This window comes from Janibacter sp. A1S7 (genome assembly GCF_037198315.1).
GTDB classification, from domain to species: Bacteria; Actinomycetota; Actinomycetes; order Actinomycetales; family Dermatophilaceae; genus Janibacter; species Janibacter alittae.
Genome location: NZ_CP144913.1, coordinates 555,274 through 581,918, shown reverse-complemented (window position 1 = coordinate 581,918; position 26,645 = coordinate 555,274). Strand labels below are relative to the sequence as shown.

Here is a 26,645-nt window from a genome sequence, read left to right as displayed (position 1 = left end):
CGTCAACTCTGCGGACGGCATGACTGACTTCGCACCCTACCGACCCACGCCGTCGCACGGATCGCCTGTCCGCGTCACGTACGCCACACCCCGCCGCGCGACGGCGAGGGTGGGGCGGAGCGGATCAGTCGAGCGGGCCGAAGGGGGCGCCGCGAGCGGTGAGCTCGGCCTCGCCTCCGTCGAGTGCGGTCAACACCCAGATGCCGTGCTCGGTCAGGGCCACCGAGTGCTCCCAGTGGGCGGCGGGGTGCCCGGTGTCGGTGACGATCGTCCAGTCGTCGGCCAGCACGTGGTTCGCCTCCGGACCGAGCGTGACCATCGGCTCGATGGCGATGGTTCCGCCCACCGGCGTCTGCGGGGCCCGGCCACGCACCCGGTAGTTGGGCACCATCGGCGGCATGTGCATCTGCTCCCCGATGCCGTGGCCGGTGTAGTCCTCCACGATGCCGTACTCGACACCGTCGGTCCGCGCGTCCGCGAGGATCGAGTCCTCGACCGCGCCGCCGACGTCGTTGAGGTCTCCACCGGGACGAAGGGCTGCGATGCCGGCCCACAGCGACCGTCGAGTGACCTCGGACAGGCGCACGCCGGCCGGGTCGCCGGCCTGCTCACCACCGACGACCACGGTGATCGCGCAGTCCCCGTTCCAGCCGTCCACCTCGGCACCGCAGTCGATGCTCAACAGGTCACCCTCGCGCAGGACCCGGTCTCCGGGGATGCCGTGGACGATCTCGTCGTTGATCGAGGTGCACAGCGTGTGCTCGTAACCGGGCACGAGCTGGAAGTTGGGAATCCCGCCGGCGCTGCGGATGTGGTCCTCCGCCAGCGCGTCCAGCTGTCCGGTGGTCATCCCCGGCCGGACCTCCTCCTGGAGCACGGCCAAAGTGCGCCCCACGAGCAGACCCGCCACGCGCATCGCCCGCACCTGCTGCGGCGTGCGCGCGCGAACCCGTTCACGTGCGAAGAGACCCATGGCAGCGCTCGACCCGTCAGGAACCGAGGGCGGTGACGATGCGCTGTGCGACCTCGTCGACCTCTCCGACACCATCGACCGTGACCAGCAGTCCCCGCTGCTCGTAGGCGGAGGACAGCGGCTCGGTCTCGCGGTGGTAGAGCGCCATCCGCTCGCGGATGACCTCCTCGCTGTCGTCGGAGCGGCCTTCGACCTCGGCCCGCTTGAGCAACCGGTCCACGACGATCTCGTCGTCGACGACGAGCTCGAGCACCCTGTCCAGCGCCAGGCCGGACTGGGCGAGCACCTTGTCGAGCGCGGCCACCTGCGCGGTCGTGCGCGGGTACCCGTCGAGCAGGAAGCCTGCGGTGGCGTCCTCCTCCTGCAGGCGGTCCGCAACGATCGCGTTGGTGATGTCGTCGGAGACATACCCGCCGGAGGCAAGGATCTCCTTGACCTGCTGACCGAGTTCGGTCTCGTTCTTGATGTTGGCCCGGAAGATGTCGCCGGTGGAGATCGCGGGGATCTCGTAGTGCTCGGCGATCAGGCTGGCCTGGGTGCCCTTGCCGGCCCCGGGGGGGCCCAGAATGATCAGACGCATCAGCGCAGGAATCCTTCGTAGTGGTGTTGCTGGAGCTGGGACTCGATCTGCTTCACCGTATCGAGACCGACGCCCACCATGATGAGGATGGACGCACCGCCGAACGGGAAGTCGCGGTTTGCCCCGATCAGCACGAAGGCGATGAGCGGGATCAGTGAGACCAGGGCGAGGTAGATGGCGCCCGGCACGGTGATGCGGGTGATGACGTACCTGAGGTACTCGGCCGTGGGTCGCCCGGCCCGGATACCGGGGATGAACCCCCCGTACTTCTTCATGTTGTCGGCGACCTCATTCGGGTTGAACGTGATCGAGACGTAGAAGAACGTGAAGAAGAGGATCAGGATCGTGTAGACGGCCATGTAGATCGGGTGGTCGCCCTGCACCAGGTAGGTGTTGATCCAGTCAATGTAGGCGGGGTTGTTGCCCTGGGGGTCGGACTGGAACTGGGCGACCATCTGCGGCAGCGCGAGAATCGAGCTGGCGAAGATGATCGGGATGACGTTGGCCATGTTGACCTTGATCGGGATGTACGTCGAGGTTCCGCCGTACATCTGGCGACCGACCATCTTCTTCGCGTACTGGACGGGAACGCGTCGCTGCGACTGCTCGACGAAGACGACGGCGGTCATGATCAGCAGACCGATGATGATGACGAGGAAGAAGAGGTCCCAGCGGCCGTCACGCTGCTGGATCGCCCACAGCGAACCGGGGAATGTCGCGGTGATCGAGGTGAAGATCAGCAGCGACATACCGTTGCCGACGCCCTTGTCCGTGATCAGCTCGCCGAGCCACATGATCAGGCCCGTCCCGGCGGTCATCGTCAGAACCATGAAGACGGTGTCGAGGACGGTGTCGCGGTAGAGGATCTGGGTGCAGTTGGCGTTGCCGAAGAGCGCGGAGGGGTTCTGCGCGAAGGTGACGAAGGTCGCCGACTGGAGGACGGCCAGCGCGATCGTCAGGTACCGCGTGTACTGGGTCATCTTGGCCTGGCCCTGCTGCCCCTCCTGCTTCAACGCCTCGAAGCGGGGGATGACGACCGTGAGCAGCTGCACGATGATGCTCGCGGTGATGTAGGGCATGATCCCCAGCGCGAAGATCGACAGCTGGAGCAGCGCGCCGCCGCTGAAAAGATTGGCCATGCCGAGCAGCTGGTTGCCGCCACCCTCTCGGGCGCCCGAGATGCAGGTCTGGACCGCCGAGTAGTTCACGTTCGGCGTCGGCACGAACGAGCCGAGGCGGAAGAGCATGACGATGCCCAACGTGAAGAGCAGCTTGCGCCGCAGATCGGGCGTCTTGAACGCCCGAGTGAAGACGGAGAGCACGTGGATCCTCCAGGACGGTGCCGTGGGTGCAGATGTGAGCTGCGGGCATGGGCCGCTCTGCAGCGGCGCAACCTGACAGACGATACCTGCCGTGGGTCAACGGGTCGCGCGCGGACCCGAGTGGTGCAGGACACGATGGGTGGAGACGCCTCGAGGCCGCCCCGCGTGCGGGACGGCCTCGAGCAGGGACCGAAGGGGGTCAGCGCTTGGTGACGCTGCCCCCGGCCGCCTCGATCTTCTCCTTGGCGCTGCCGGAGAAGGCGTCGACCGTGAGGTCCACCTTCACCGAGATCTCGCCGGAGCCGAGCACCTTGACCAGGTGGCCGTCACGGACGGCTCCCTTGGCCACGAGCTCGTCGACGCCGATGGCGCCACCCTCCGGGAAGAGCGCCGAGATGCGGTCGAGATTGACGACCTGGTACTCGGTCCTGAACTTGTTGTTGAAGCCGCGGAGCTTGGGCAGACGCATGTGCAGCGGCGTCTGGCCTCCCTCGAAGTGCTCCGGAACCTGGTACCGGGCCTTGGTGCCCTTGGTACCGCGGCCGGCGGTCTTGCCCTTCGATGCCTCACCGCGACCCACTCGGGTCCTGGCGGTCTTGGCCCCCGGAGCAGGGCGCAGGTGGTGCACCTTCAGCGCAGGTGCGTCCGCCGCGTCCCCGGACGTGGGGTTGGCCTTGGAGTCAGCCATGATCAGTCCTCCTCCTCGACGGTCACCAGGTGGCGAACCGTCTGGACCATGCCGCGGAACTCCGGGCGGTCCTCCTTGACGACGACGTCGCCGACGTGCTTCAGACCGATGCTGCGCAGCGTGTCACGCTGACGCTGGTTCCCACCGATCTCCGAACGGGTCTGGGTCACCTTCAGCTGAGCCATCAGGCACCCGCCTTCGCCTTGTCGGCGGCCTCCGCGCGGCCAGCAGCCTGGGCGCGCAGCATGGCGGCCGGGGCCACCTCGTCCAGGGGCAGACCGCGGCGGGCCGCCACGGCCTCCGGGCGCTCGAGGCCCTTGAGGGCCGCGACCACCGCGTGGACGATGTTGATCGCGTTGTCCGAACCGAGCGACTTGCTCAGCACGTCGTGGATACCGGCGCACTCGAGCACGGCGCGCACGGAACCACCGGCGATGACACCGGTACCGGGCGATGCCGGCCGGAGCATGACGACACCGGCCGCGTCCTCACCGAGGATCGGGTGCGGGATGGTGCCCTGGATGCGCGGCACGGTGAAGAAGTTCTTCTTCGCCTCCTCGACACCCTTGGCGATCGCGGAGGGGACCTCCTTGGCCTTGCCGTAGCCGACCCCGACGGTGCCGTCACCGTCGCCGACGACGACCAGGGCGGTGAAGCTGAAGCGACGACCACCCTTGACGACCTTGGCGACACGGTTGATGGTCACAACCCGCTCGAGGTACTGGTTCTCGTTGCGGTCGCGGCCACCGCCACGACCTCCGCCGCGGTTGTCGCGACGGTCGTTGTTGGAGCGCTCGTTGGTGCCTGCGGCACCGGCGCCTCGACGCTGGGGTCCGGGCATCAGATGTTCCTCTTCTCGACGTTCTGGGTCTGCATCACAGCGCCAGACCCCCTTCGCGGGCACCATCGGCGATCGCGGCGACGCGACCGTGGTACCGGTTTCCGCCACGGTCGAAGACGACGGCCTCGATACCGACGGACTTGGACCGCTCGGCCACGAGCTCGCCGACCTTCTTGGCCCGCGCGGTCTTGTCACCGTCCAGTGCACGCACGTCGGCCTCCATGGTCGACGCGGACGCGACGGTCTTGCCGACCGTGTCGTCGACAACCTGGACGAAGACGTGGCGGCTGCTGCGGTTGACCACCAGACGCGGACGTGCCGCGGTGCCGGTGACCTTCTTGCGCACGCGCAGGTGGCGACGACCACGAGCGGCGCTCTTGCCCTTGGCTCGCTTGACGATCATTGCCATGGCTTACTTACCAGCCTTTCCGACCTTGCGACGGATCTGCTCGCCCTCGTACCGGACACCCTTGCCCTTGTACGGGTCGGGACGGCGGAGCTTGCGGATGTTGGCAGCGGTCTCACCGACGAGCTGCTTGTCGATGCCCTGCACGGCGAGGTGGGTCGGGTTCTCGACGGTGAAGCTGATCCCCTCGGGCGCCTCGACGACGACCGGGTGGCTGAACCCGAGCGCGAACTCCAGGGAGCCGCCCTTGTTCTGCACGCGGTAACCGGTGCCGTGGATCTCGAGCTTCTTCTCGTAGCCCTCGGTGACACCGACGACCATGTTGTTGATGAGGCTGCGGGAGAGCCCGTGGAGAGAGCGCGACTCGCGCTCGTCGTCGGGGCGGGCCACCTCGAGACCGTCCTCGGTCCGAGCGACCGTGATCGGCTCGGACACAGTCGTCTGCAGCTCACCCTTGGGGCCCTTGACCGTGACGGTCTGGCCATCGATGGTGATGTCGACACCGCTGGGGATGGCGACCGGGAGTCGTCCGATACGCGACATGTCTGCTTCCCCTTACCAGACGTAGGCGAGGACTTCCCCGCCCACACCCTTGGTTGCGGCCTGCTTGTCGGTCAGGAGGCCGGAGGACGTGGAGATGATCGCCACGCCCAGGCCGCCGAGAACCTTCGGCAGGTTGGTGGACTTCGCGTAGACGCGCAGACCGGGCTTGGACACCCGGCGCACCCCCGCGATGGAACGCTCACGGTTCGGGCCGTACTTGAGGGAGATCTCCAGCGTCTTTCCGACGGTGGCCTCCTCGACGGTCCACCCCGCGATGAAACCCTCCGCCTGGAGGATCTCCGCGATGTGCGACTTCAGCTTGGAGTACGGCATGGAGACCTCGTCGTGGTGCGCCGAGTTGGCGTTCCGCACGCGGGTCAACATGTCCGCAATCGGGTCGGTCATGGTCATGGGCTCTGCCTGCCCTCTCTCACCGCGGTTTCACTCCGGGATCCGGAGCGACCTTCGATGTAGGAGTTCTTGGATGTGGCCCCTCGGAAGAAGGTGACCACGCGGGTTTGTGGGGGCACTTGGGGGGCGGGACCCCCCGAGCGAGTGATTACCAGCTGGACTTGGTCACGCCGGGAAGCTCACCGCGGTGCGCCATCTCACGAAGGCACACACGGCACAGGCCGAACTTGCGGTAGACCGAGTGCGGCCGGCCGCAGCGCTGGCACCGCGTGTACCCGCGGACCTTGAACTTCGGCTTCTTGTTGGCCTTGTTGATCAGGGCGGTCTTGGCCATCTCAGTTCTCCTTGAAGGGGAAGCCCAGCGCCTTCAGCAGCGCGCGGCCCTCGTCGTCATTCGTCGCGGTCGTGACCACGGTGATGTCCATGCCGCGGACGCGGTCGATCTTGTCCTGGTTGATCTCGTGGAACATCGACTGCTCGTTCAGACCGAAGGTGTAGTTGCCGTTGCCGTCGAACTGCTTCGGGTTCAGGCCACGGAAGTCACGGATGCGGGGAAGCGCGACCGACGTGAGCCGGTCGAGGAACTCCCACATGCGTGCGCCACGCAGGGTGGCGTGCGTCCCGATCGGCATGCCTTCGCGCAGCTTGAACTGCGCGATGGACTTGCGGGCCTTGGTCACCTGCGGCTTCTGCCCGGTGATGGCGGTCAGGTCGCGGATGGCGCCCTCGATCAGCTTGCTGTCCTTGGCGGCGTCACCGACGCCCATGTTCACGACGACCTTCACGACGCGGGGAACCTGCATCGGGTTGGTGTAGCCGAACTGCTCGTTGAGCTGCCCGACGACCGTCTCGGCGTACTTTGCCTTCAGTCGCGGGGTCTCGGTGCTGGTCATGGTGTCAGTCATCTCAGAGGTCCTTGCCCGAGCGCACCGCGACGCGGGTGCGGCTCGCCTTGGTGCGCCCGTCGCGCTCGACGGACTCGACGCGGGTCCTGATGCGGGTCGGCTTGTTCTCCTCCGGGTCGACGATGGCCACGTTGCTCACGTGGATCGGCGCCTCGGTGACGACCAGGCCGCCGGCCTGGCCGCCCATGCCGGCCTTGGTGTGGCGGGTGACCCGCTGGACACCCTCGACCACGACGCGCTGGGTCTCGGTGTTGACCGAGATGACCTTGCCCTGCAGACCCTTGTCCTTGCCGGACAGGACCTGGACGAGGTCGCCCTTCTTGATCTTGAGCTTGCTCATGGGTCAGATCACCTCCGGTGCGAGCGAGACGATCTTCATGAACTTCTTGTCGCGAAGTTCGCGGCCGACCGGCCCGAAGATGCGCGTCCCGCGCGGCTCGCCATCAGCCTTGAGGATGACGGCTGCGTTCTCGTCGAACTTGATGTACGAACCGTCGACGCGGCGGCTCTCCTTGGTCGTGCGGACGATGACCGCCTTGACGATGTCGCCCTTCTTGACGTTGCCGCCCGGGATGGCGTCCTTGACGGTGGCGACGATGGTGTCGCCGACGCCGGCGTACCGGCGGCCGGAGCCACCGAGCACGCGGATGCACAAGATCTCCTTGGCACCGGTGTTGTCGGCGACGCGCAGTCGCGACTCCTGCTGGATCACTTCTCACTCCTGTCGTCGTGCTGGTTCTCCTGCCCGAGGTTGCTCGGGTGGAGCCTTGCCGAACTGGACTTTCGGTCTGTGTGGACGAAGGGGGCGATGACCCCCTTCGTCCAGTGGGCCCCGCAGGGCCCGGCGGGGACTGGTCCCCCGAAGGCGTCCCACGACAACGAGCGGGGGCACCCGGGGCGACGACGTCCCCTTGGACGGATTACTTGGCCTTCTCGAGGACCTCGACCAGGCGCCAGCGCTTGGTGGCCGACAACGGCCGGGTCTCCATGATGAGCACGTGGTCGCCGATGCCGGCGGTGTTCTGCTCGTCGTGCGCCTTGACCTTCTCGGTCCGGCGCATGACCTTGCCGTACAGGGCGTGCTTGACGCGGTCCTCGACCTCGACGACGACGGTCTTGTCCATCTTGTCGCTGACGACGTAGCCGCGCCGCGTCTTGCGGTCATTACGGGTGGTCACGGTGTCTTCCTTCACGTTCTCGCTCACTTCGCCTCACCGGAACCCGTCGAGGCGGAACCGCTGCTGGTTCCAATTCCCAGCTCGCGCTCACGCATCTCGGTGTAGATCCGGGCGATGTCCTTGCGGACCGCGCGCAGCCGCCCGTGGTTGTCCAGCTGGCCGGTCGCCGACTGGAAGCGGAGGTTGAACAGCTCCTCCTTGCCCTTGCGCAACTCGTCGACCAGACGGTCATCGGTCAACTCACGCAGGTCCGCCGGGGTCAGGTCCTTCGATCCGACTGCCATCAGTTGTCACCACCCTCACGCGCGACGAAGCGGCACTTCATCGGCAACTTGTGCATCGCCAGGCGCATTGCCTCGCGCGCCACGTCCTCGTCGACACCGGAGATCTCGAACATGATCCGGCCCGGCTTGACGTTGGCCACCCACCACTCCGGGGAGCCCTTACCGGAACCCATGCGGGTCTCAGCCGGCTTCTTGGTCAGCGGTCGGTCCGGGTAGATGTTGATCCAGACCTTGCCGCCACGCTTCATGTAACGCGTCATGGCGATACGAGCCGCCTCGATCTGACGGTTCGTGACGTAGGCCGGGTCCAGTGCCTGGAGCCCGTAGTCACCGAAGGAGACGGCGGTGCCGCCCTTCGACATGCCCGAGCGCTTCGGGTGGTGCTGCTTGCGGTGCTTGACCCGTCGGGGGATCAACATCTCAGGACTCTCCCTCGGTCTTGGCCGGAGCCTCGGCGGCGGGTGCGTCAGCCGGGGCGGCGGCCTGGGCCGGCGCCTCCTTGCTGCGGTCGCCACCGCGCCGGGCGCGGGCGGGACGGTCGTCGCGGTCGCGACGTGGGCCACGACCACGGGGAGCTGCGGACGCCTGCTGGGCCGCGAACTCCTTCTCGGTCATGTCGCCCTTGTAGATCCAGACCTTGACGCCGATGCGGCCGAAGGTCGTGCGGGCCTCGTAGAAGCCGTAGTCGATGTTCGCGCGGAGGGTGTGCAGCGGCACGCGGCCCTCGCGGTAGAACTCGGAGCGGGACATCTCCGCACCGCCGAGGCGACCGGAGCACTGGATCCGGATGCCCTTGGCGCCGGCTCGAAGGGAGGACTGCATCCCCTTGCGCATGGCACGACGGAAGGTCACGCGAGCAGCGAGCTGCTCGGCGATGCCCTGGGCGACGAGCTGGGCCTCGATCTCGGGGTTCTTCACCTCGAGGATGTTCAGCTGGACCTGCTTGCCGGTGAGCTTCTCGAGCTCACCGCGGATGCGGTCCGCCTCGGCGCCACGGCGACCGATGACGATGCCCGGACGCGCGGTGTGGATGTCCACCCGCACGCGGTCCCGGGTGCGCTCGATCTCGACGCGGGCGATACCGGCGCGCTCCATGCCCGTGGACAGGAGCCCCCGGATCGCCACGTCCTCCTTGACGTAGTCGCGGTAGCGCTGACCCTCCTTGTTGGAGTCGGCGAACCAGCGGCTCTTGTGGTCGTTGGTGATGCCCAGACGGAAGCCGTGCGGGTTGATCTTCTGACCCATCAGCGGGCCCCTCCCTTCGCGGCCTTCTCAGGCTTGCTCGTCACGAGGACGGTGATGTGGCTGGTGCGCTTGTTGATCCGGCCGGCGCGGCCCTGGGCCCGCGGACGGAAGCGCTTCATCGTCGGACCCTCGTCGACGTAGGCCGAGGTGACGATGAGGTTGCGCTCGTCGAACGGCTCCCCCACCTCGTCGGCCTTGACACGCAGGTTGGCGATCGCGCTCTGCAGGACCTTCAGGGTCTGCTCGGACGCACCCTGGGGGGCGAACTGGAGCGTGGCGATCGCGGTCCGGGTGTCCTTGCCGCGGATCAGGTCGACGACGCGGCGCGCCTTCATCGGCGTGATGCGCACGTGGCGTGCGGAGGCCCGGGCGACCAGTGCCTCCTGCTCGGTGGTCTCGGTGGCAGGCATCAGCGACGACGTCCCTTCTTGTCGTCCTTCACGTGACCGCGGAAGGTGCGGGTCGGGGCGAACTCTCCGAGCTTGTGGCCGACCATCGCCTCGGTGACGAACACCGGGACGTGCTTGCGACCGTCGTGCACGGCGAGGGTGTGGCCGAGCATGTCCGGCGAGATCACCGAACGACGCGACCAGGTCTTGATGACGTTCTTGCTGCCCGCTTCGTTCTGGACGTCCACCTTCTTCTGGAGGTGGTCGTCGATGAAGGGGCCCTTCTTCAAACTACGAGGCATGTCCCAATGCTCCTATCAGCGCTTCTTGCCGGTGCGGCGGCGACGGACGATGAGCTTGTCGCTCGCCTTGCCGGGACGCCGGGTACGACCCTCGGGCTGGCCCCAGGGCGAGACGGGGTGGCGACCGCCCGACGTGCGGCCCTCACCACCACCGTGCGGGTGGTCGATCGGGTTCATCACGACACCGCGGACGGTGGGGCGCTTGCCCTTCCACCGCATGCGGCCGGCCTTGCCCCAGCGGATGTTGGTCTGCTCGGCGTTGCCGACCTGACCGATCGTGGCGCGGCACCGCGCGTCGACCCGACGGACCTCACCGGAGGGCATGCGCAGCGTGGCGAGGTGTCCCTCCTTGGCGAGCAGCTGGATGCTGACACCGGCGGACCGGGCCAGCTTGGCGCCGCCCCCCGGACGCAGCTCGACCGCGTGGACGGTCGTACCGGCCGGGATGTTGCGCAGCGGCAGGTTGTTGCCGACCTTGATGTCCGAGGCGGGGCCGTTCTCGACGGCCGCACCCTGACCGAGCTTGTTCGGCGCCAGGATGTAGCGCTTCTCGCCGTCGGCGTAGTGCAGCAGCGCGATGCGGGCGGTGCGGTTCGGGTCGTACTCGATGTGCGCGACCTTCGCGGGGACGCCGTCCTTGTCGTGGCGACGGAAGTCGATGACGCGGTAGGCGCGCTTGTGGCCACCACCGATGTGACGGGTGGTGATGCGGCCGGAGGCGTTGCGGCCACCGGACTTGCTCAGCGGGCGGACCAGCGACTTCTCCGGCGTGTCACGAGTGACCTCGACGAAGTCGGCGACGGAGCTGGCGCGGCGACCGGGAGTGGTCGGCTTGTACTTGCGGATACCCATTGGTTCTTCCTTGTCCTCTCCGTCAGCCCTGGCCGCCGAAGATGTCGATCGTGCCCTCGCGGAGGGTGACGATCGCGCGCTTCGTGTCCTTGCGCTTACCGGTGCCGAACCGCGTGCGTCGGGCCTTGCCGACTCGGTTCATGGTGTGCACGGAGTCGACCTTGACGTCGAAGATCTGCTCGACGGCGATCTTGATCTCCGTCTTGTTCGCCCGCGGGTCGACGATGAAGGTGTACTTCCCGTCGTCGAGCAGGCCGTAGGACTTCTCGGACACCACGGGACGGATGAGGATGTCGCGCGGGTCCTTGGTCTGGGACGCAGAACTGATCTGGCTCACTTGGCAGTCCCCTCTGTCTTGGGCGCGAGGAAGCCCTCGAGCGCCGCCTGGGTGAAGACGATGTCGTCGGCGCAGAGCACGTCGTAGGTGTTGAGCTGGTCAGCGAAGAGGACGTGGACGTCGACGAGGTTGCGCACCGACTTCCACGCGGTCACGTTGCCGCGCTCGATCACGACGAGCAGGTTCTTGCGCTCGGTCAGACCGCCGAGGACGGACGTGACGCCCTTCGTCGACGGGGTGTCGCCCTCCAGGAGCGTGCTGAGGACGTGGATGCGACCGTGGCGCGCCCGGTCCGAGAGGGCTCCGCGCAGGGCGGCCGCCTTCATCTTCTTGGGGGTGCGCTGTCCGTAGTCACGCGGCTGCGGGCCGTGGACGGTGCCACCACCGGCGAACTGCGGTGCCCGGATCGAACCCTGGCGGGCGCGGCCGGTCCCCTTCTGGCGGTAGGGCTTGATGCCGCCGCCGCGGACCTCGGCACGGGTCTTGGTCTTGTGCGTGCCCCGACGGGCAGCCGCCTGCTGGGCGACGACGACCTGGTGGATCAACGGGACGTTGACCTCCACGTCGAAGACCTCGGCAGGCAGCTCGACGGTGCCGGAGGCCGAGCCCTGCGGGCTGATGATGTCGATGGTCGGCACGTCAGGCTCCCTTCGCTGAGGCGCGGACGAGGACGATGCCGCCGCGGGCGCCGGGGACGGCGCCCTTGACCAGCAGCAGGCCCTTGTCGGCGTCGATCGCGTGGATCGTGAGGTTCTGGGTGGTCTGGCGCTCGCCGCCCATGCGGCCGGCCATGCGCATCCCCTTGAAGACGCGACCCGGGGTGGCGCAGCCACCGATCGAGCCGGGCTTGCGGTGGTTGCGGTGCGCACCGTGGGAGGCGCCGACACCGTGGAACCCGTGGCGCTTCATGACGCCCGCGAAGCCCTTGCCCTTGGTCGTGCCGGTGACGTCGATCTCCTGGCCGACCTCGAAGAGATCGACAGTGACTTCCTGACCGAGGGTGTACTCGGAGGCGTCGCTCGTGCGCAGCTCGACGAGGTGACGGCGCGGGGTGGCGCCGGCCTTGGCGAAGTGACCGCTGGTGGGCTGGTTGACCTTGCGGGGGTCGATCGCGCCGTAGGCGAGCTGGACGGCCTCGTAGCCGTCGGTCTCGGTGGTGCGGATCTGGGTGACGACGCAGGGCCCGGCCTGGACGACGGTCACGGGGACGAGGCGGTTCTCCTCGTCCCAGACCTGCGTCATGCCGAGCTTCTCGCCGAGGACGCCCTTGACGGTCTTGGTCATGGTGGTGGTCATGTCTCGTCTCTCCCGGATCAGAGCTTGATCTCGATGTTGACGTCAGCCGGGAGGTCGAGACGCATCAGCGAGTCGACGGCCTTGGGCGTCGGGTCGATGATGTCGATGAGGCGCTTGTGGGTGCGCATCTCGAAGTGCTCGCGGCTGTCCTTGTACTTGTGCGGCGACCGGATGACGCAGAACACGTTCTTCTCCGTCGGCAGCGGCACGGGGCCGATAACCGTCGCGCCGGCACGGGTCACGGTGTCGACGATCTTTCGCGCCGAGTTGTCGATGACCTCGTGGTCATACGACTTCAACCGGATGCGGATCTTCTGTCCCGCCATCTGTGCTTCCGTCTCTCTCTCGCCGTCTTGCCTGGTCTGTGTGGGTCCAGTCGGATCTCCGACCCACGCGGTCGGGTGTGTCGCACCCGCTCCGCGGCCCGACGACGGGCTCAGGAGCCATGTCGTGCGGTCTGGTCGATGACCCGGTCGAACCGGATCTTGCTCTCGTCCGATGTGTCGCCCCACGCAGCACGCGGTTCGATGCGTTGTCATCGGGGTGTCGGCAACCACCGCGACCAGGGCAAATCCGGTCATGGCGTTACCGCTCAACAAGCAACCTGAACAGTGTGCCAGAGCGCGCGACCGCAGTCCAAATCGAGGGACGCGGGAGCGCCGGCGACGGGGGCCGGCCGGGTCAGACCCGGCGAATCTCCTCATCGGCGAGGTCGGCCGCGGACTTGCCGTGGTCGTGCAGCCCCTGGATGCGCAGGGCCCGGGCCTGCTCGAGGTCGGCCTCGTTCTTCTTGGCCGCCGCGTCGGACTTCGTCGAGTCACGCACGGGGAGGATCAGGCCTCCCTCGGCCGCCTCGCCGACACGCAGCTGGCGCGAACGCTCGAGCTCGACGTCGAACTCCGCCCCGAAGAGCAGCACGTTGTTGACGATCCACAGCCACAGGAGGAAGACGATGACGCCGGCGAGGGAACCGTAGGTCGCATTGTAGGAGGCGAAGTTCGAGACGTAGAAGAAGAAGCCGAGCGAGGCGATGATCGCCACGATGATCGCCACCGCCGCGCCCGGGCTGAGCCAGCGGAAGGGACGCTGAACGTTCGGCGTCGCGAAGTAGAGCAGCCCGGTCATGAAGATCGCGATGAGCAGGAGCACCGGCCACTTCGCGAGGTTCCACGTCGTCACCGCAGCATCCCCGAGCCCGATGGCCTCTCCGATGACGCGGGCCAGGTCGCCGCTGACGGCGATGGCCAGCACGGAGACCGCCGCCAGGATCAACAGCACGGCCGTGATGCCGAGCCGGATGGGCCGCAACTTGATGAAGCTACGGCCCTCCTCCACGCCGTACACCCGGTTCAGCGCGCGACCGAAGGCGCCGACGTACCCGGACGCGGTCCACAGGGCACCACCGAGACCGACGACGAGGCCGACGCCGGCCGCTGGGGAGTTGACCATCTGGTCCAGCAGCCCGGAGATCGTGTCGATCGCCCTGCCGCCGGTGCCCTGGCTGAGCTGCTCGATGACGTCCAGCACGGTCTTCTTGGTCTGCTCGGGCTCGCCGACGAGGCCGAGGATGGAGACGAGGGCCAGCATCGCCGGGAAGATCGACAGCACCGAGAAGTAGGTCAGGGCCGCCGCGAGGTCCGTGCATCCGTCGTTGGTGAACTGCTTCAACGCCCGCTTGAGCGCGAAGCGCCAGTGACGCAGCGGCAGCGTGCGCAGGGGCGCGCGCTCGGGCAGCTCGGAGGCGACGACGACGTCTCCCCCCGTCTCGGGGGCGGGGACCTCGGTGGCCATGAGGGCATAGTCCTTCGTGCTCGGGGTGTGGCGTTCGTGCTCACCCTACGGCGAAGGGGGCTCCCCCGCCCTGTGCACACGCGAGCGCCCGCCGACCGAAACCGGACGGCGGGCGCTCGCGGAGACATGATCAGTCGTTGGGTGACGTGCAGACGCTCAAGAGAGGCCCGGCACCAGCAGCCAGCGTGAAGCTCGCGGAAGCGCCCAGGATGCCCATGGTGTAGGTGCCGAGCACGTTGATGTTCAGTCCGTCCGGGAAGACGCGGACCGGCACCGAATCGCCGGGAGCAAGGTCATTGGCCAGCGTCGCGCTACCGATATCCGAACCGAAGGTGAGAACACCGGCGTTGAGCTGGATCAGGGCGGGTACACCGATCGACGCCAACGCACCCCCGGTCAAGGAGACGGGCGTACCGGCCGGAACGGTGCATCCGGAGGTCGAAGGGTTGGTAATCGTGAAGCTGGCCACCGGCGACAGGAGACCGATCAACCGACAGTTTTCCACGCCGAGGATGAGTTCAGTACCGGAGCACTCCGCATTCGAGGCAGCGAGCGACGGGGCGGCGGCGGCGACGGCGACGGCCGGGACCGCCCAGGCGGCACCCTTCGCGACGGAGCGGCGGGAGGGGCTGGTGATCTGAGAAGTCACGTGGCGATTCCTTCTGCGGACAGGCGCGGTGCGTGGGTCGCCGCGCTCGGATGCGACGGCGCGTTCGATGCGGGGGCCTCCCCCGGCGACTTCCTGTCCAGTCGCCAGAAGCGACCTTAGGGTTCCCTGAACGCGAACCCACGCACTTCACCCAAAAGGACTAATTACACCCAGCCATGCGTGGACAATTCGTGGCGGAGTCCCTCCCGGGTGGACGTGCCCACGTGTCCCACCTTCTGCCGGACCCGAGCGATGTGCACCTTCAGCGTGCGCTCGCTGATGCCCAGACCCCGCGCCACCTCGGCCCGGGTCCGATCAGCCTCCGTGACGAGGTAGGCCAGTGCTGTCTCGTGCTCCCGACGTGTCAGGGCCACCACGGGCCTCGACTCCGGCCACGGCACATCCTCGCCCTGTCGGACCCGACGCACCACGTCCACGAGGTCCCGCGGCAGGGCGAGTGCACTCACGTAGGCGTTGGCCCCGGCGTCCCTGAGTGCGGCGGCCCGCGCCGCCGACACGGTCCCGCCCCAGACGATCGTTGGCCGCCCCACCTGCGAGCGACGCCGGAGGACGGTCCCCAGGCCCGGAGCGTCGACCGTGGCCACGAGGACCTCCTCGGCGTCCGCAGGCGCAGCGACGACACCGGCCCGCTCCCCGGCCTCCCGCAGGACGGCCACCAGCGAGTCGGCGTGCAGCGGCAACGACGACCAGACGACGGGCGAGACGGGCTGCGGCATGACAACATCGTGCCCGATGACCACTCCGCCACGGGTCGGCCTTTGGTGCACACCTCACCGGTGGTGACGACGGCCCTGCGTCGCGAGCTGCGTGGCGGCCCGGCTCCGGTGCGGGTGGAGACCACCGTGCACTCGTGGACGGATTTCCGCAGGGATTGGGACTTCGCCGGTGACGTCGTCGTGATCCACGCACTCCTGGACGACCACGTACCGCTGCCGCTGAAGGTCCGGGCCCTGCGCCGTCTCGGCTCCGTGCCCGTCGTCCTCGGACCGGGGCGCGAGACCCCCTTCGCCCGCCGATGCGGTGCGGAGGGTGCCCGCGCGTGGATCGAGCCGACCAACGGGCTCACCACGACCGCCCGCACGATCCGGGAGGTGGCCTCCGGTCGCATCCCGGAACACGCGCGGCCCGCCCCTGCTCCCCCGTGCTCGGCCGAGCTCACCGATCGGGAGCTGCAGGTGCTCAGCCTGTACGCCTCCACCCGCGGACACTCGCCCGCGCACCTCGGCCGGGTGCTCTCCCTTCGCACCGAGACCGTGCGCAGCCACCTCGCGCGCGGTCGTGCCCGGTACCGAGCGCTGGGGCACGACACCCACGGGCGTGCGGCGCTGCGGGCGGCCCTGGTCGCGGACGGCTGGTTCCTCGACCCGGCCGTGTGGACAGCTGCCTCCCGCGCCTGACCACTGGCACGGCGAAGGGCCCGCCTCCCCTGACGGGAAAGCGGGCCCTTCGGTGTGCTGACCGGGGTCAGCCCAAAATCACTTGACGATCTTGGTGACGCGACCGGCGCCGACGGTGCGGCCACCCTCGCGGATGTTGAACTGCAGGCCCTCTTCCATGGCGATCGGCTGGATCAGCGAAACCGTCATGTCGGTGTTGTCGCCCGGCATGACCATCTCGGTGCCCTCCGGCAGCGTGACGACGCCGGTGACGTCGGTCGTGCGGAAGTAGAACTGCGGACGGTAGGAGTCGTAGAACGGCGTGTGACGGCCGCCCTCCTCCTTGGAGAGGATGTAGACCTGAGCCTCGAACTCGGTGTGCGGGGTGATCGAGCCCGGCTTGCAGATGACCTGCCCGCGCTCGACGTCCTCACGCTTGGTGCCGCGGAGCAGCAGCCCGACGTTCTCGCCGGCCTGGCCCTCGTCGAGGAGCTTGCGGAACATCTCGATGCCGGTGACCGTGGTGGTCTGCTTCTGCTCCTTGATGCCGACGATCTCGACCTCCTCGTTGACCTTGAGGACGCCGCGCTCGATACGACCGGTGACGACGGTGCCACGACCGGTGATCGTGAAGACGTCCTCGATCGGCATCATGAAGGGCTTGTCGAGGTCACGGTCCGGGGTCGGAACGTACTCGTCGACCGCGTTCATCAGCTCCATGATCGACTCGCCCCACTTCTCGTCACCCTCGAGCGCCTTGAGCGCCGAGACCTTGACGACCGGGACGTCGTCGCCCGGGAAGTCGTAGGAGGACAGCAGCTCGCGGACCTCCATCTCGACGAGCTCCATGATCTCCTCGTCGTCGACCATGTCGCACTTGTTGAGTGCCACGAGGACGTAGGGGACGCCGACCTGGCGAGCCAGGAGGACGTGCTCCTTCGTCTGCGGCATCGGGCCGTCGGTGGCAGCGACCACGAGGATCGCGCCGTCCATCTGGGCGGCACCGGTGATCATGTTCTTGACGTAGTCAGCGTGCCCCGGGGCGTCGACGTGCGCGTAGTGGCGCTGCTCCGTCTGGTACTCCTGGTGCGAGACGTTGATCGTGATTCCGCGCTGCTTCTCCTCCGGCGCGTTGTCGATCATGTCGAAGCCCGCCGCCTTGTTCAGCTCCGGGAACTTGTCCGCCAGAACCTTGGAAATGGCAGCCGTCAGCGTCGTCTTGCCATGGTCGATGTGACCGATGGTGCCGATGTTGACGTGCGGCTTGCTCCGCTCGAACTTTGCCTTCGCCACTGTGTGTCCTCCTCAGGACTTCTCGGTTACGCCTTTGCCCGGCAGGGTGGCGTGGATTGTGGTTGGTCGTGCTATCGGGGTGGGATTCCGGCAATGCTACCGGTCACTCACCACGAACCTTCTTGATGATCTCCTCGGCGACGCTCTTGGGAACCTCGGCGTACGAGTCGAACTCCATGGAGTAGTTCGCCCGGCCCTGGGTCTTCGACCGCAGGTCACCGACGTAGCCGAACATCTCCGACAGGGGGACGAGGCCGGTGACGACCTTCGCACCGCTGACGTCCTCCATGGACTGGACCTGGCCGCGACGTGAGTTGATGTCGCCGATGACGTCACCCATGTAGTCCTCGGGCGTACGCACCTCGACGCGCATCATCGGCTCCATCAGGACCGGCTCAGCCTTGCGGGCGGCCTCCTTGAAGGCCATCGAGCCCGCGATCTTGAACGCCATCTCCGAGGAGTCGACGTCGTGGAACTGTCCGTCGAGCAGGGTCGCCTTGACGCCCACGACCGGGTAGCCGGCGAGGACGCCGTACTGCATGGCGTCCTGGATGCCGGCATCGACGCTGGGAATGAACTCACGCGGGATGCGGCCACCGGTGACGGAGTTCTTGAACTCGTAGAGCTCACCGTCCTCCGTGGTGTCCAGCGGCTCGAAGGTCAGCTGGACCTTCGCGAACTGGCCCGAACCACCGGTCTGCTTCTTGTGCGTGTAGTCGAACTTCTCGACCGTCTTGCGGATGGTCTCGCGGTAGGCGACCTGCGGCTTGCCGATGTTCGCCTCGACCTTGAACTCGCGCTTCATCCGGTCGACGAAGACATCGAGGTGGAGCTCACCCATGCCGGCGATGATCGTCTGGCCCGTCTCCTCGTCGAGGGAGACCTGGAAGGTCGGGTCCTCGGCGACGAGGCGCTGGATCGCGCTGCCCAGCTTCTCCTGGTCGCCCTTGGTCTTGGGCTCGATGGCCACCTGGATGACCGGCGCGGGGAAGGACATCGACTCGAGGATCACCGGGTTGGCGGCGTCGCTGAGGGTGTCACCGGTGGTGACCTCCTTCAGTCCGATGACGGCGTAGATGTGGCCCGCCATCGCCTCCTCGACCGGGTTCTCCTTGTTGGCGTGCATCTGGAAGAGCTTCCCGATGCGCTCCTTCTTGCCCTTGGTGGAGTTGACGATCTGCGTGCCCGGCACGATCTTGCCCGAGTAGACGCGGATGAAGGTCAGCGTGCCGAAGAACGGGTGCGCTGCGATCTTGAACGCCAGCGCCGAGAAGGGCTCCTCGGTGCTCGGCTTGCGCAGGACCGCGGTCTCCTCGTCGTTGGGGGCGTGACCCTCCATCGGCGGGACGTCCAGTGGGCTCGGCAGGTAGTCGCGCACGGCGTCGAGGATCGGCTGGACACCGCGGTTCTTGAAGGCGGAGCCACAGAAGATCGGGTAGAGCTCGGAGTTGACGGTCAGCTTGCGGATGCCGGCCTTGAGCTCGTCGTTGGTCAGCTCCTCGCCACCGAGGTACTTCTCCATGAGCTCGTCATCGGACTCGGCGACGCGCTCGACGATGAGGTTGCGGTACTCCTCGGCCTTGGCCTGCAGGTCCTCGGGGATCTCGCGGGTCTCGTAGGCGGCACCGAGGCTGACGTCGCCCTTGGCGTCGCCCTCCCACACGAGCGCCTTCATGGCGATCAGGTCGACGACACCGATGAAGTCGCTCTCGGCGCCGATCGGCAGCTGCATGACCAGCGGCTCCGCACCGAGGCGGTCCTTGATGGTCTGCACGGTGAAGTAGAAGTCGGCACCGAGCTTGTCCATCTTGTTGACGAAGGCGATGCGGGGGACGTCGTACTTGTCCGCCTGGCGCCAGACCGTCTCGGACTGGGGCTCGACGCCCTCCTTGCCGTCGAAGACCGCGACGGCGCCGTCGAGGACGCGCAGCGAGCGCTCCACCTCGACGGTGAAGTCGACGTGGCCGGGGGTGTCGATGATGTTGATCTGGGTGTCGTCCCAGAAGGAGGTGACCGCGGCGGAGGTGATCGTGATGCCGCGCTCCTTCTCCTGCTCCATCCAGTCGGTGGTGGAGGCACCGTCGTGGGTCTCACCGAGCTTGTGGTTGACCCCGGTGTAGAAGAGGATGCGCTCAGTCGTCGTCGTCTTGCCGGCGTCGATGTGCGCCATGATGCCGATGTTTCGGACCTTGGTCAGGTCCGTCAGGACGTCCTGTGCCACTCGTTATCTCATCTCGCTCGTTGCGGTCGTGTCTGCCCGGTCGGGCGGGTTGTCCCTCGCCCGGATCGGGCGGGTGGGTCGGGGCCGACGGTGTGGCCGGCCCCGACCTGCTGTCACCAGCGGTAGTGCGCGAAGGCCTTGTTGGACTCGGCCATCTTGTGGGTGTCCTCGCGACGCTTCACCGCGGCACCGAGGCCGTTGCTCGCGTCGAGGATCTCGTTCATGAGTCGCTCGGTCATCGTCTTCTCCCGACGCTGACGCGAGTAACCCACGAGCCAGCGCAGCGACAGGGTCGTCGCGCGGCCGGGCTTGACCTCGATCGGGACCTGGTAGGTCGCACCACCGACGCGGCGGGACTTGACCTCCAGGGAGGGCTTGACGTTGTCCAGGGCGCGCTTGAGCGTCTGGACCGGGTCGGTGCCGGTCTTCTCACGGCAACCCTCGAGCGCGTCGTAGACGATCGCTTCGGCGATGGACTTCTTGCCGTCCGTGAGGATCTTGTTGACCAGCTGGGTCACCAACGGAGACTGGTAGACGGGGTCGATGACGAGCGGGCGCTTGGGAGCGGGACCCTTGCGAGGCATTACTTCTTCTCCTTCTTGGCGCCGTAGCGGCTGCGAGCCTGCTGACGGCCCTTGACACCCTGGGTGTCGAGCGAGCCGCGCACGATCTTGTAACGGACACCGGGGAGGTCCTTCACACGACCACCGCGCACGAGCACGATCGAGTGCTCCTGCAGGTTGTGGCCGACGCCCGGGATGTAGGCCGTGACCTCGATGCCGCTGGTCAGGCGCACGCGGGCGACCTTGCGCAGGGCAGAGTTCGGCTTCTTGGGGGTGGTGGTGTACACACGCGTACACACCCCACGACGCTGCGGCGAGCCCTTGAGCGCAGGCGTCGCGTTCTTCGTCGTCTTGTCGTGCCGGCCCTTGCGGACCAGCTGGTTGATCGTAGGCAACCTGTACTCCGTACGTTCGGTGATGTTGTCTGCGCCCGCCGGGCCGAGACCCGGACGACGCTCCTTGGATGCCGCCCTGACCCCCGCACTCGGGTGTGTCCTGGACGGTGCTCCCCCCTGCACTCCCCGTCGCGGACCCTGTGGGGGGGGCCACGACCGGACGCCCGGCGAGAGGTTCGAGACCGGCCGTCCTCGGCCGCCCTCATGCGCGTCACGACACGGTCGTGCCACGCACGCTGATCAACGATACCGGGGCGTCGAAAGCGTCACAAATCCGATCCTCCGCGCGACCACGTCAGCCGAGCCGCTCGAAGGCTGGTGCATACCGGAAGGGGCCCGCCATCTGCGGACGCCAGGCGCGCAGCCTCAGGACCTGAAAGTTCTCCTCGGGCCACGGCCCGGGCGATTCGATCCCGTGCCGTGCGGCCGGGACGAAGCCGAAGAAGCCGTAGTACTCCGGGTCCCCGAGCAGCACGACCGCTGGCTCGCCGAGACGTTCGGCACTGGCGACGACGGACATGAGCAGCGCGGCACCGATCCCCTGCTGCTGGTGACCGGGGAGCACGGCGATCGGCCCCAAACCCACCGAGACGCCCTCGCCGAGGGTGGCACGGCTGCACACGACGTGCCCGACGACCTGCCCCTCGAGCTCGGCGACGAAGGTCAACTCATCGATGATCGAGCCGTCCGCGCGCAGGCCGCGCAGGAGCTCGCGCTCGAGCGACGTGTCCCTTCCCTGCGCGACGCCGAAGGCGGCGTCGTGCAGCGCCTCGGTGGGCGACGCGTCGCTCGGGCCCTCCCGGCGGATGAGCAGGTCGTCACGCATCAGTAGCGCTCGATGATCCACTCGCTGTTGCCACTGAGGAAGGCGAACAGGAAGAAGGCCGCGATCGCGAGCAGCACGACGGAGATGACGCCGGCGTCCGAGCGAGAACGTCTGGCGAAGGTCGCCACGGCTGCTCCGGCGAGGACGAGGGCGAGCAGCTTGCTCAGCCCGCCCGGCTTGAGCAGGAGCGCGATGGCCCCGACCGCCAGGACCGTGCCCAAGGACCAGCGGGCGACGGTGGACCGCAGGGTCATGGGCTGGTCGTCGGGGGCGGGCACAGGCGCCATCCTCTCATCGTCGCCGGGCATGACCACACCGCCACGGGCACGGCGGAGGAGCCACGCGAAGGGCCGGCCACCACAACGGTGACCGGCCCTTCGTCACGGTGCGGGACCCGGGGTCCGCACACCTCACAACGCCGTTTCGGCGTCCGTGTCGCTCAGCCCTTGGCAGCGGTCTTCAGTGCGCTGCCGGCGGAGAGCTTGGCGGCGTAGCCACCCGGGATCGTCATCTCGGCGCCGGTCTGCGGGTTGCGGCCCTTGCGCTCGGCACGCTCGACGCGCTCGAGGCTGAAGAAGCCGGGAACCGTGACCTTCTCGCCCTTCGCGACGGACTCGGACAGAACCGCCTGGAGGGCGGTGATGACCTCGGAGGCCGAGGACGCGGACACGCCGGCCTTCTCGGCGACGGCGCTGGCGAGCTCAGACTTGTTCATGTGGTTCTCCATCTGTGAAGTTCGTGGTCTCGAACAGGGTCCAATCAACCATGAACACGGGCCCGGCGTCGACTGCGCAGTCGGCGTGTTTCCCTTGATTTTCCGGTCATCCCGGGCGATGACCCCTCGACGGGAGCCTCATTCGCCACACCAGCACCACGACACGCCGTGCCGGGACACGACGAAGGGGGTCGGTCACCTCGCGGTGACCGACCCCCTTCGTGCAACAGCCTGGGTGACGCTCCTCGGGAGCGGACTCAGACGTCCAGGTCGAGGTCGTCGAGGCGGATCGCCTCGCCCGAGCCGGGACCGAAGACCGGGTACGCGTACTCGTCGTAGTTCGGCAGCGAGTACATCGCGGCCTTGGCCTCCTCGGTGGGCTCGACGTCCACGTTCCGGTATCGGGACAGCCCCGTGCCGGCCGGGATGAGCTTACCGAGGATGACGTTCTCCTTCAGGCCCAGCAGCGGGTCGCTGCGACCCTCCATCGCGGCCTCGGTGAGGACGCGGGTCGTCTCCTGGAAGGAGGCGGCGGAGAGCCAGGAGTCCGTGGCCAGCGAGGCCTTGGTGATCCCCATCAGCTCCGGACGACCCGAGGCCGGGCGACCGCCCTCGGAGACGACGCGACGGTTCTGGGTCTCGAAGTGCCCACGCTCGGCGAGCATGCCCGGAAGCAGACCGGTGTCACCCGACTCGAGGATCGTGATCCGGCGCAGCATCTGCCGGACGATGACCTCGATGTGCTTGTCGTGGATCGACACACCCTGCTGTCGGTAGACGTTCTGGACCTCGTCGACCAGGTGCTTCTGCGCGTGGCGCGGGCCGAGGATGCGCAGGACCTGCTTCGGGTCGATGGCACCCTGCACCAGCTGGGTACCGACCGGCACGCGCTGGCCGTCCTCGACGAGCAGGCGTGAGCGCTTGGTCACCGGGTACGCGTGCTCCTCGCCGTCACGGTCGGCGACGAGCAGGATCCGACGACCCTTGTCGGTCTCCTCGATGGTCACCCGGCCGTCGGCCTCCGCGATCGGCGCGACGCCCTTGGGCGTACGGGCCTCGAAGAGCTCGACGACACGCGGCAGACCCTGCGTGATGTCGTCACCGGCCACACCACCGGTGTGGAAGGTACGCATCGTCAGCTGGGTGCCGGGCTCACCGATCGACTGCGCCGCGACGATGCCCACGGCCTCGCCGATGTCGACGAGCTGACCGGTGGCCAGCGAGCGGCCGTAGCACTTGGCGCAGGTGCCGACCTTCGAGTCACAGGTGAGGACCGAGCGGATCTTGACCTGGTCGACACCGGCCTCGTAGAGCCGGTCGATGACGACATCGCCCAGGTCCGAGCCGCCCTCGGCCAGAACGGCGCCCTCGTGCTCCACGTCCGTGGCGAGGCACCGACCGTAGGCGGTGAACTCGACGTCGTCGTGGAGACGACGCGTGCCCGTGAGCTCGTCGAACTGCGCGATCGGCATGGCCAGACCACGGGCGGTGCCGCAGTCCTCCTCCCGCACGATGACGTCCTGGGAGACGTCGACCAGACGACGGGTCAGGTATCCCGAGTCGGCCGTCCGCAGAGCGGTGTCGGCCAGACCCTTGCGGGCGCCGTGCGTGGAGATGAAGAACTCGACCACCGACAGGCCCTCACGGAAGTTCGTGCGGATCGGTCGGGGGATGATCTCGCCCTTCGGGTTGGCCATGAGGCCTCGCATACCGGCGATCTGCCGCAGCTGGAACCAGTTGCCTCGGGCACCCGAGGAGACCATCCGGTAGATCGGGTTGTTCGTCGGGAAGTTGCTCTGCATCTCCGCCGCGACCTCGTTCGTCGCCTGGGTCCAGATCTCGATCTGCTCCTGACGACGCTCGTCGTCGGTGATCAGACCGCGCTCGTACTGCTTCTGGACCTTGGTCGCCTTCTCCTCGTAGGTCGCGAGGATCTCCGGCTTGCGCTCGGGCGTGACGACGTCGGAGACGGCCACGGTCGTGCCGGACCGGGAGGCCCAGTAGAAGCCGGCCTCCTTCAGGGCATCCAGGGACGCGGCGACCTGCACCTTGGTGTAGCGCTCGGCCAGGTTGTTGACGATCGTCGACAGCTGCTTCTTGTCGACCGGCTCGTTGACGTAGGGATAGTCCACCGGGAGGGTCGCGTTGAAGAGCGCGCGACCCAGAGTCGTCTCCGTCGTCCACGTCGCCAGCTGACCGGACTCGTTCGGCTCGGCGCCCTCGGGCAGTTCCGCCCCCGGCGTCGGCACGATGTCCTGCAGACGGATCCGGATCGGACTGCCGACCTTGATCTCCCCGGCATCCATGGCCATCTGGGCCTCGGCCGTCGAGGTGAAGGAGCGCAGGTGCTCACCCTCCTGCGCCACCTCGGAGGTGAGGTGGAACAGACCGATGACCATGTCCTGGGTCGGCATGGTGACCGGGCGACCGTCGGCCGGCTTGAGGATGTTGTTGCTCGAGAGCATCAGGATCCGGGCCTCGGCCTGGGCCTCCGCGCTCAGCGGGAGGTGGACGGCCATCTGGTCACCGTCGAAGTCCGCATTGAAGGCGGTGCACACGAGCGGGTGGATCTGGATGGCCTTGCCCTCGACCAGCTGCGGCTCGAAGGCCTGGATGCCCAGACGGTGCAGCGTGGGCGCCCGGTTGAGCATGACCGGGTGCTCGGTGATGACCTCTTCGAGGACGTCCCACACGACCGAGCGCTGACGCTCGACCATGCGCTTGGCCGACTTGATGTTCTGCGCGTGGTCGAGGTCGACCAGACGCTTCATCACGAAGGGCTTGAACAGCTCCAGCGCCATCGCCTTGGGCAGACCGCACTGGTGCAGCTTCAGCTGCGGGCCGACGACGATGACCGAACGACCGGAGTAGTCGACGCGCTTGCCCAGGAGGTTCTGACGGAAACGCCCCTGCTTGCCCTTGAGCATGTCCGACAGGGACTTCAGTGGCCGGTTGCCCGGCCCGGTGACCGCACGACCACGACGACCGTTGTCGAAGAGGTTGTCGACCGACTCCTGAAGCATCCGCTTCTCGTTGTTGACGATGATCTCGGGGGCGCCGAGGTCGAGCAGTCGCTTGAGGCGGTTGTTGCGGTTGATGACCCGGCGGTACAGGTCGTTCAGGTCCGAGGTGGCGAACCGGCCACCGTCCAGCTGAACCATCGGACGCAGGTCCGGCGGGATGACCGGGACGGCCCCCAGGACCATGCCGGACGGCTTGTTGTCCGTGGTGAGGAAGGCCGTGACGACCTTGAGACGCTTGAGCGCGCGGGTCTTCTTCTGGCCCTTGCCGGTGGCGATGATCTCGCGCAGCTTCTCCGACTCGGCCTCGAGGTCGAAGGTCTCCAGACGCTTCTGCAGCGCAGCGGCGCCCATGCCACCCTCGAAGTACAGACCGAAGCGGTCACGCATCTCGCGGTAGAGCATCTCGTCGCCCTCGAGGTCCTGGACCTTGAGGTTCTTGAACCGGTCCCAGACCTGGGCGAGGCGCTCGACCTGCTGGTCGGCCCGCTTGCGGATCTGGTTCATCTCCCGCTCGGCGGAGTCGCGGACCTTGCGCTTGGCGTCGGACTTGGCGCCCTCGGCCTCCAGGTCGGCGACGTCCTTCTCGAGCTTCTGCGCACGCTTCTCCACGTCGGCGTCGCGGCGGTTCTCCAGCTCCTTCTTCTCGGCCTCGATCTGGGCCTCGAGCGAGGGCAGGTCGGTGTGGCGCTGCTCCTCGTCGACGCTGGTGATCATGTAGGCCGCGAAGTAGATGACCTTCTCCAAGTCCTTCGGAGCGAGGTCGAGCAGGTACCCCAAGCGCGACGGGACGCCCTTGAAGTACCAGATGTGGGTGACCGGAGCGGCGAGCTCGATGTGGCCCATGCGCTCACGACGAACACCGGCGCGGGTGACCTCGACGCCGCAGCGCTCGCAGATGATGCCCTTGAAGCGCACGCGCTTGTACTTGCCGCAGGAGCACTCCCAGTCCCGGGTGGGGCCGAAGATGCGCTCGCAGAAGAGCCCCTCCTTCTCCGGCTTGAGGGTGCGGTAGTTGATGGTCTCGGGCTTCTTGACCTCGCCGTGGCTCCAGGCGCGGATGTCCTCCGCGGTGGCGAGACCGATGCGCAACTCGTCGAAGAAGTTGACGTCCAGCACTATGTGCTTCCTTACTCTCGTTCTCTCGAGGATGGCTCTCGATAAGTTCTGTTGCCCTGTGCCCTCGCCGCTGCGGCGACGACACGGGCGTTGTCGAGGGGGAG

At 67.5% G+C, this 26,645-nt stretch carries 36 protein-coding genes; 1 reads left to right on the top strand and 35 read right to left on the bottom strand.

Features of this window, described 5'->3' with window-relative positions; all coding sequences use genetic code 11:
• Positions 1 to 124: 124 nt before the first annotated feature.
• From map to V1351_RS02770, 27 genes are all read right to left on the bottom strand, one after another.
• Positions 125 to 973 carry a type I methionyl aminopeptidase gene (map, locus tag V1351_RS02900; protein WP_338750543.1) on the bottom strand — a complete coding sequence of 283 codons (849 nt, stop codon included), beginning with the start codon at positions 971 to 973 and terminating at the stop codon, positions 125 to 127.
• A gap of 16 nt (positions 974 to 989) precedes the next feature.
• Positions 990 to 1,553 (bottom strand): adenylate kinase, encoded by a 564-nt coding sequence (locus V1351_RS02895; RefSeq protein WP_338750541.1) that lies wholly within the window; start codon positions 1,551 to 1,553, stop codon positions 990 to 992.
• Complete coding sequence (gene secY / locus V1351_RS02890; RefSeq protein WP_338750537.1) at positions 1,553 to 2,875, bottom strand: preprotein translocase subunit SecY; 1,323 nt, start codon at positions 2,873 to 2,875, stop codon at positions 1,553 to 1,555. Before secY ends, V1351_RS02895 begins: the two co-directional genes overlap by 1 nt.
• Before the next feature lie 199 nt (positions 2,876 to 3,074).
• On the bottom strand, positions 3,075 to 3,563 hold the full coding sequence (gene rplO, locus V1351_RS02885) for a 50S ribosomal protein L15 (RefSeq protein WP_338750535.1): 489 nt from the start codon (positions 3,561 to 3,563) through the stop codon (positions 3,075 to 3,077).
• A 2-nt stretch (positions 3,564 to 3,565) separates the two neighbouring features.
• A complete protein-coding gene (rpmD, locus tag V1351_RS02880) occupies positions 3,566 to 3,748 on the bottom strand; it encodes a 50S ribosomal protein L30 (RefSeq protein WP_338750533.1) in 183 nt (60 codons plus the stop codon).
• Positions 3,748 to 4,404 carry a 30S ribosomal protein S5 gene (gene rpsE / locus V1351_RS02875; protein ID WP_185990524.1) on the bottom strand — a complete coding sequence of 219 codons (657 nt, stop codon included), beginning with the start codon at positions 4,402 to 4,404 and terminating at the stop codon, positions 3,748 to 3,750. Before rpsE ends, rpmD begins: the two co-directional genes overlap by 1 nt.
• 34 nt (positions 4,405 to 4,438) lie before the next feature.
• Entirely contained in the window at positions 4,439 to 4,813 is a 375-nt protein-coding gene (gene rplR / locus V1351_RS02870; protein WP_338750530.1) for a 50S ribosomal protein L18, read from the bottom strand.
• 3 nt (positions 4,814 to 4,816) lie between these two features.
• Complete coding sequence (gene rplF / locus V1351_RS02865; RefSeq protein WP_338750528.1) at positions 4,817 to 5,353, bottom strand: 50S ribosomal protein L6; 537 nt, start codon at positions 5,351 to 5,353, stop codon at positions 4,817 to 4,819.
• Positions 5,354 to 5,365: 12 nt separating this feature from the next.
• On the bottom strand, positions 5,366 to 5,764 hold the full coding sequence (gene rpsH, locus V1351_RS02860; RefSeq protein WP_277239304.1) for a 30S ribosomal protein S8: 399 nt from the start codon (positions 5,762 to 5,764) through the stop codon (positions 5,366 to 5,368).
• Positions 5,765 to 5,912: 148 nt separating this feature from the next.
• Positions 5,913 to 6,098, bottom strand: coding sequence for a type Z 30S ribosomal protein S14 (locus V1351_RS02855; protein ID WP_007924699.1), 186 nt, complete (start codon positions 6,096 to 6,098; stop codon positions 5,913 to 5,915).
• 1 nt (position 6,099) lies between these two features.
• The gene (rplE, locus tag V1351_RS02850; protein WP_338750520.1) at positions 6,100 to 6,669 is read right to left on the bottom strand and encodes a 50S ribosomal protein L5; all 570 of its coding nucleotides are present in this window, start codon (positions 6,667 to 6,669) and stop codon (positions 6,100 to 6,102) included.
• 1 nt (position 6,670) lies between these two features.
• Complete coding sequence (rplX, locus tag V1351_RS02845; protein WP_338750518.1) at positions 6,671 to 7,009, bottom strand: 50S ribosomal protein L24; 339 nt, start codon at positions 7,007 to 7,009, stop codon at positions 6,671 to 6,673.
• A gap of 3 nt (positions 7,010 to 7,012) precedes the next feature.
• Positions 7,013 to 7,381, bottom strand: coding sequence for a 50S ribosomal protein L14 (gene rplN, locus V1351_RS02840; RefSeq protein ID WP_185990529.1), 369 nt, complete (start codon positions 7,379 to 7,381; stop codon positions 7,013 to 7,015).
• 208 nt (positions 7,382 to 7,589) lie between these two features.
• A complete protein-coding gene (rpsQ, locus tag V1351_RS02835) occupies positions 7,590 to 7,874 on the bottom strand; it encodes a 30S ribosomal protein S17 (RefSeq protein WP_338750516.1) in 285 nt (94 codons plus the stop codon).
• A complete protein-coding gene (rpmC, locus tag V1351_RS02830) occupies positions 7,871 to 8,131 on the bottom strand; it encodes a 50S ribosomal protein L29 (RefSeq protein WP_422389001.1) in 261 nt (86 codons plus the stop codon). The genes rpsQ and rpmC overlap by 4 nt, the downstream gene beginning before the upstream one ends.
• The gene (rplP, locus tag V1351_RS02825; RefSeq protein ID WP_185990531.1) at positions 8,131 to 8,550 is read right to left on the bottom strand and encodes a 50S ribosomal protein L16; all 420 of its coding nucleotides are present in this window, start codon (positions 8,548 to 8,550) and stop codon (positions 8,131 to 8,133) included. Before rplP ends, rpmC begins: the two co-directional genes overlap by 1 nt.
• 1 nt (position 8,551) lies before the next feature.
• On the bottom strand, positions 8,552 to 9,376 hold the full coding sequence (gene rpsC, locus V1351_RS02820; protein WP_338750513.1) for a 30S ribosomal protein S3: 825 nt from the start codon (positions 9,374 to 9,376) through the stop codon (positions 8,552 to 8,554).
• Complete coding sequence (gene rplV, locus V1351_RS02815) at positions 9,376 to 9,786, bottom strand: 50S ribosomal protein L22 (RefSeq protein WP_338750511.1); 411 nt, start codon at positions 9,784 to 9,786, stop codon at positions 9,376 to 9,378. The genes rpsC and rplV overlap by 1 nt, the downstream gene beginning before the upstream one ends.
• Positions 9,786 to 10,067, bottom strand: a complete 282-nt coding sequence (gene rpsS, locus V1351_RS02810; RefSeq protein WP_338750509.1) for a 30S ribosomal protein S19 — start codon at positions 10,065 to 10,067, stop codon at positions 9,786 to 9,788. The genes rplV and rpsS overlap by 1 nt, the downstream gene beginning before the upstream one ends.
• Positions 10,068 to 10,082: 15 nt before the next feature.
• Positions 10,083 to 10,919, bottom strand: coding sequence for a 50S ribosomal protein L2 (rplB, locus tag V1351_RS02805; RefSeq protein ID WP_338750507.1), 837 nt, complete (start codon positions 10,917 to 10,919; stop codon positions 10,083 to 10,085).
• Between the two features lie 22 nt (positions 10,920 to 10,941).
• A complete protein-coding gene (gene rplW / locus V1351_RS02800) occupies positions 10,942 to 11,256 on the bottom strand; it encodes a 50S ribosomal protein L23 (protein WP_422389000.1) in 315 nt (104 codons plus the stop codon).
• Positions 11,253 to 11,894: a 50S ribosomal protein L4 gene (gene rplD / locus V1351_RS02795; RefSeq protein WP_338750505.1), complete on the bottom strand. Its 642-nt coding sequence runs from the start codon at positions 11,892 to 11,894 to the stop codon at positions 11,253 to 11,255. The genes rplW and rplD overlap by 4 nt, the downstream gene beginning before the upstream one ends.
• 1 nt (position 11,895) lies before the next feature.
• Positions 11,896 to 12,540 carry a 50S ribosomal protein L3 gene (rplC, locus tag V1351_RS02790; protein WP_338752434.1) on the bottom strand — a complete coding sequence of 215 codons (645 nt, stop codon included), beginning with the start codon at positions 12,538 to 12,540 and terminating at the stop codon, positions 11,896 to 11,898.
• Between the two features lie 29 nt (positions 12,541 to 12,569).
• Positions 12,570 to 12,878, bottom strand: a complete 309-nt coding sequence (gene rpsJ, locus V1351_RS02785; RefSeq protein ID WP_185990536.1) for a 30S ribosomal protein S10 — start codon at positions 12,876 to 12,878, stop codon at positions 12,570 to 12,572.
• Positions 12,879 to 13,233: 355 nt separating this feature from the next.
• The gene (locus V1351_RS02780) at positions 13,234 to 14,343 is read right to left on the bottom strand and encodes a YihY/virulence factor BrkB family protein (RefSeq protein ID WP_338750503.1); all 1,110 of its coding nucleotides are present in this window, start codon (positions 14,341 to 14,343) and stop codon (positions 13,234 to 13,236) included.
• A gap of 130 nt (positions 14,344 to 14,473) precedes the next feature.
• The gene (locus V1351_RS02775) at positions 14,474 to 14,992 is read right to left on the bottom strand and encodes a hypothetical protein (RefSeq protein ID WP_338750501.1); all 519 of its coding nucleotides are present in this window, start codon (positions 14,990 to 14,992) and stop codon (positions 14,474 to 14,476) included.
• Between the two features lie 164 nt (positions 14,993 to 15,156).
• Positions 15,157 to 15,729, bottom strand: a complete 573-nt coding sequence (locus V1351_RS02770) for a LuxR C-terminal-related transcriptional regulator (protein WP_338750499.1) — start codon at positions 15,727 to 15,729, stop codon at positions 15,157 to 15,159.
• 9 nt (positions 15,730 to 15,738) lie between these two features.
• Here V1351_RS02770 and V1351_RS02765 point away from each other — a divergent pair, with 9 nt between their 5' ends.
• Complete coding sequence (locus V1351_RS02765) at positions 15,739 to 16,410, top strand: helix-turn-helix transcriptional regulator (RefSeq protein WP_338750497.1); 672 nt, start codon at positions 15,739 to 15,741, stop codon at positions 16,408 to 16,410.
• A gap of 78 nt (positions 16,411 to 16,488) precedes the next feature.
• On the opposite strand, the gene tuf is transcribed toward V1351_RS02765, so the two are convergent.
• The 8 genes from tuf to V1351_RS02725 form a co-directional block, all read right to left on the bottom strand.
• Entirely contained in the window at positions 16,489 to 17,682 is a 1,194-nt protein-coding gene (gene tuf / locus V1351_RS02760; RefSeq protein ID WP_338750495.1) for an elongation factor Tu, read from the bottom strand.
• Between the two features lie 103 nt (positions 17,683 to 17,785).
• Positions 17,786 to 19,903 (bottom strand): elongation factor G, encoded by a 2,118-nt coding sequence (gene fusA / locus V1351_RS02755; protein WP_338750493.1) that lies wholly within the window; start codon positions 19,901 to 19,903, stop codon positions 17,786 to 17,788.
• A gap of 113 nt (positions 19,904 to 20,016) precedes the next feature.
• The gene (gene rpsG, locus V1351_RS02750) at positions 20,017 to 20,487 is read right to left on the bottom strand and encodes a 30S ribosomal protein S7 (protein WP_338750491.1); all 471 of its coding nucleotides are present in this window, start codon (positions 20,485 to 20,487) and stop codon (positions 20,017 to 20,019) included.
• Complete coding sequence (rpsL, locus tag V1351_RS02745; RefSeq protein WP_185990544.1) at positions 20,487 to 20,861, bottom strand: 30S ribosomal protein S12; 375 nt, start codon at positions 20,859 to 20,861, stop codon at positions 20,487 to 20,489. The genes rpsG and rpsL overlap by 1 nt, the downstream gene beginning before the upstream one ends.
• Before the next feature lie 295 nt (positions 20,862 to 21,156).
• Positions 21,157 to 21,687 (bottom strand): GNAT family N-acetyltransferase, encoded by a 531-nt coding sequence (locus V1351_RS02740; RefSeq protein ID WP_338750490.1) that lies wholly within the window; start codon positions 21,685 to 21,687, stop codon positions 21,157 to 21,159.
• Positions 21,687 to 21,974, bottom strand: a complete 288-nt coding sequence (locus V1351_RS02735) for a hypothetical protein (RefSeq protein ID WP_338750488.1) — start codon at positions 21,972 to 21,974, stop codon at positions 21,687 to 21,689. The genes V1351_RS02740 and V1351_RS02735 overlap by 1 nt, the downstream gene beginning before the upstream one ends.
• Positions 21,975 to 22,126: 152 nt before the next feature.
• Positions 22,127 to 22,402 carry an HU family DNA-binding protein gene (locus V1351_RS02730; protein ID WP_185990547.1) on the bottom strand — a complete coding sequence of 92 codons (276 nt, stop codon included), beginning with the start codon at positions 22,400 to 22,402 and terminating at the stop codon, positions 22,127 to 22,129.
• A gap of 257 nt (positions 22,403 to 22,659) precedes the next feature.
• Entirely contained in the window at positions 22,660 to 26,541 is a 3,882-nt protein-coding gene (locus V1351_RS02725; protein WP_338750484.1) for a DNA-directed RNA polymerase subunit beta', read from the bottom strand.
• Between the last annotated feature and the right edge of the window lie 104 nt (positions 26,542 to 26,645).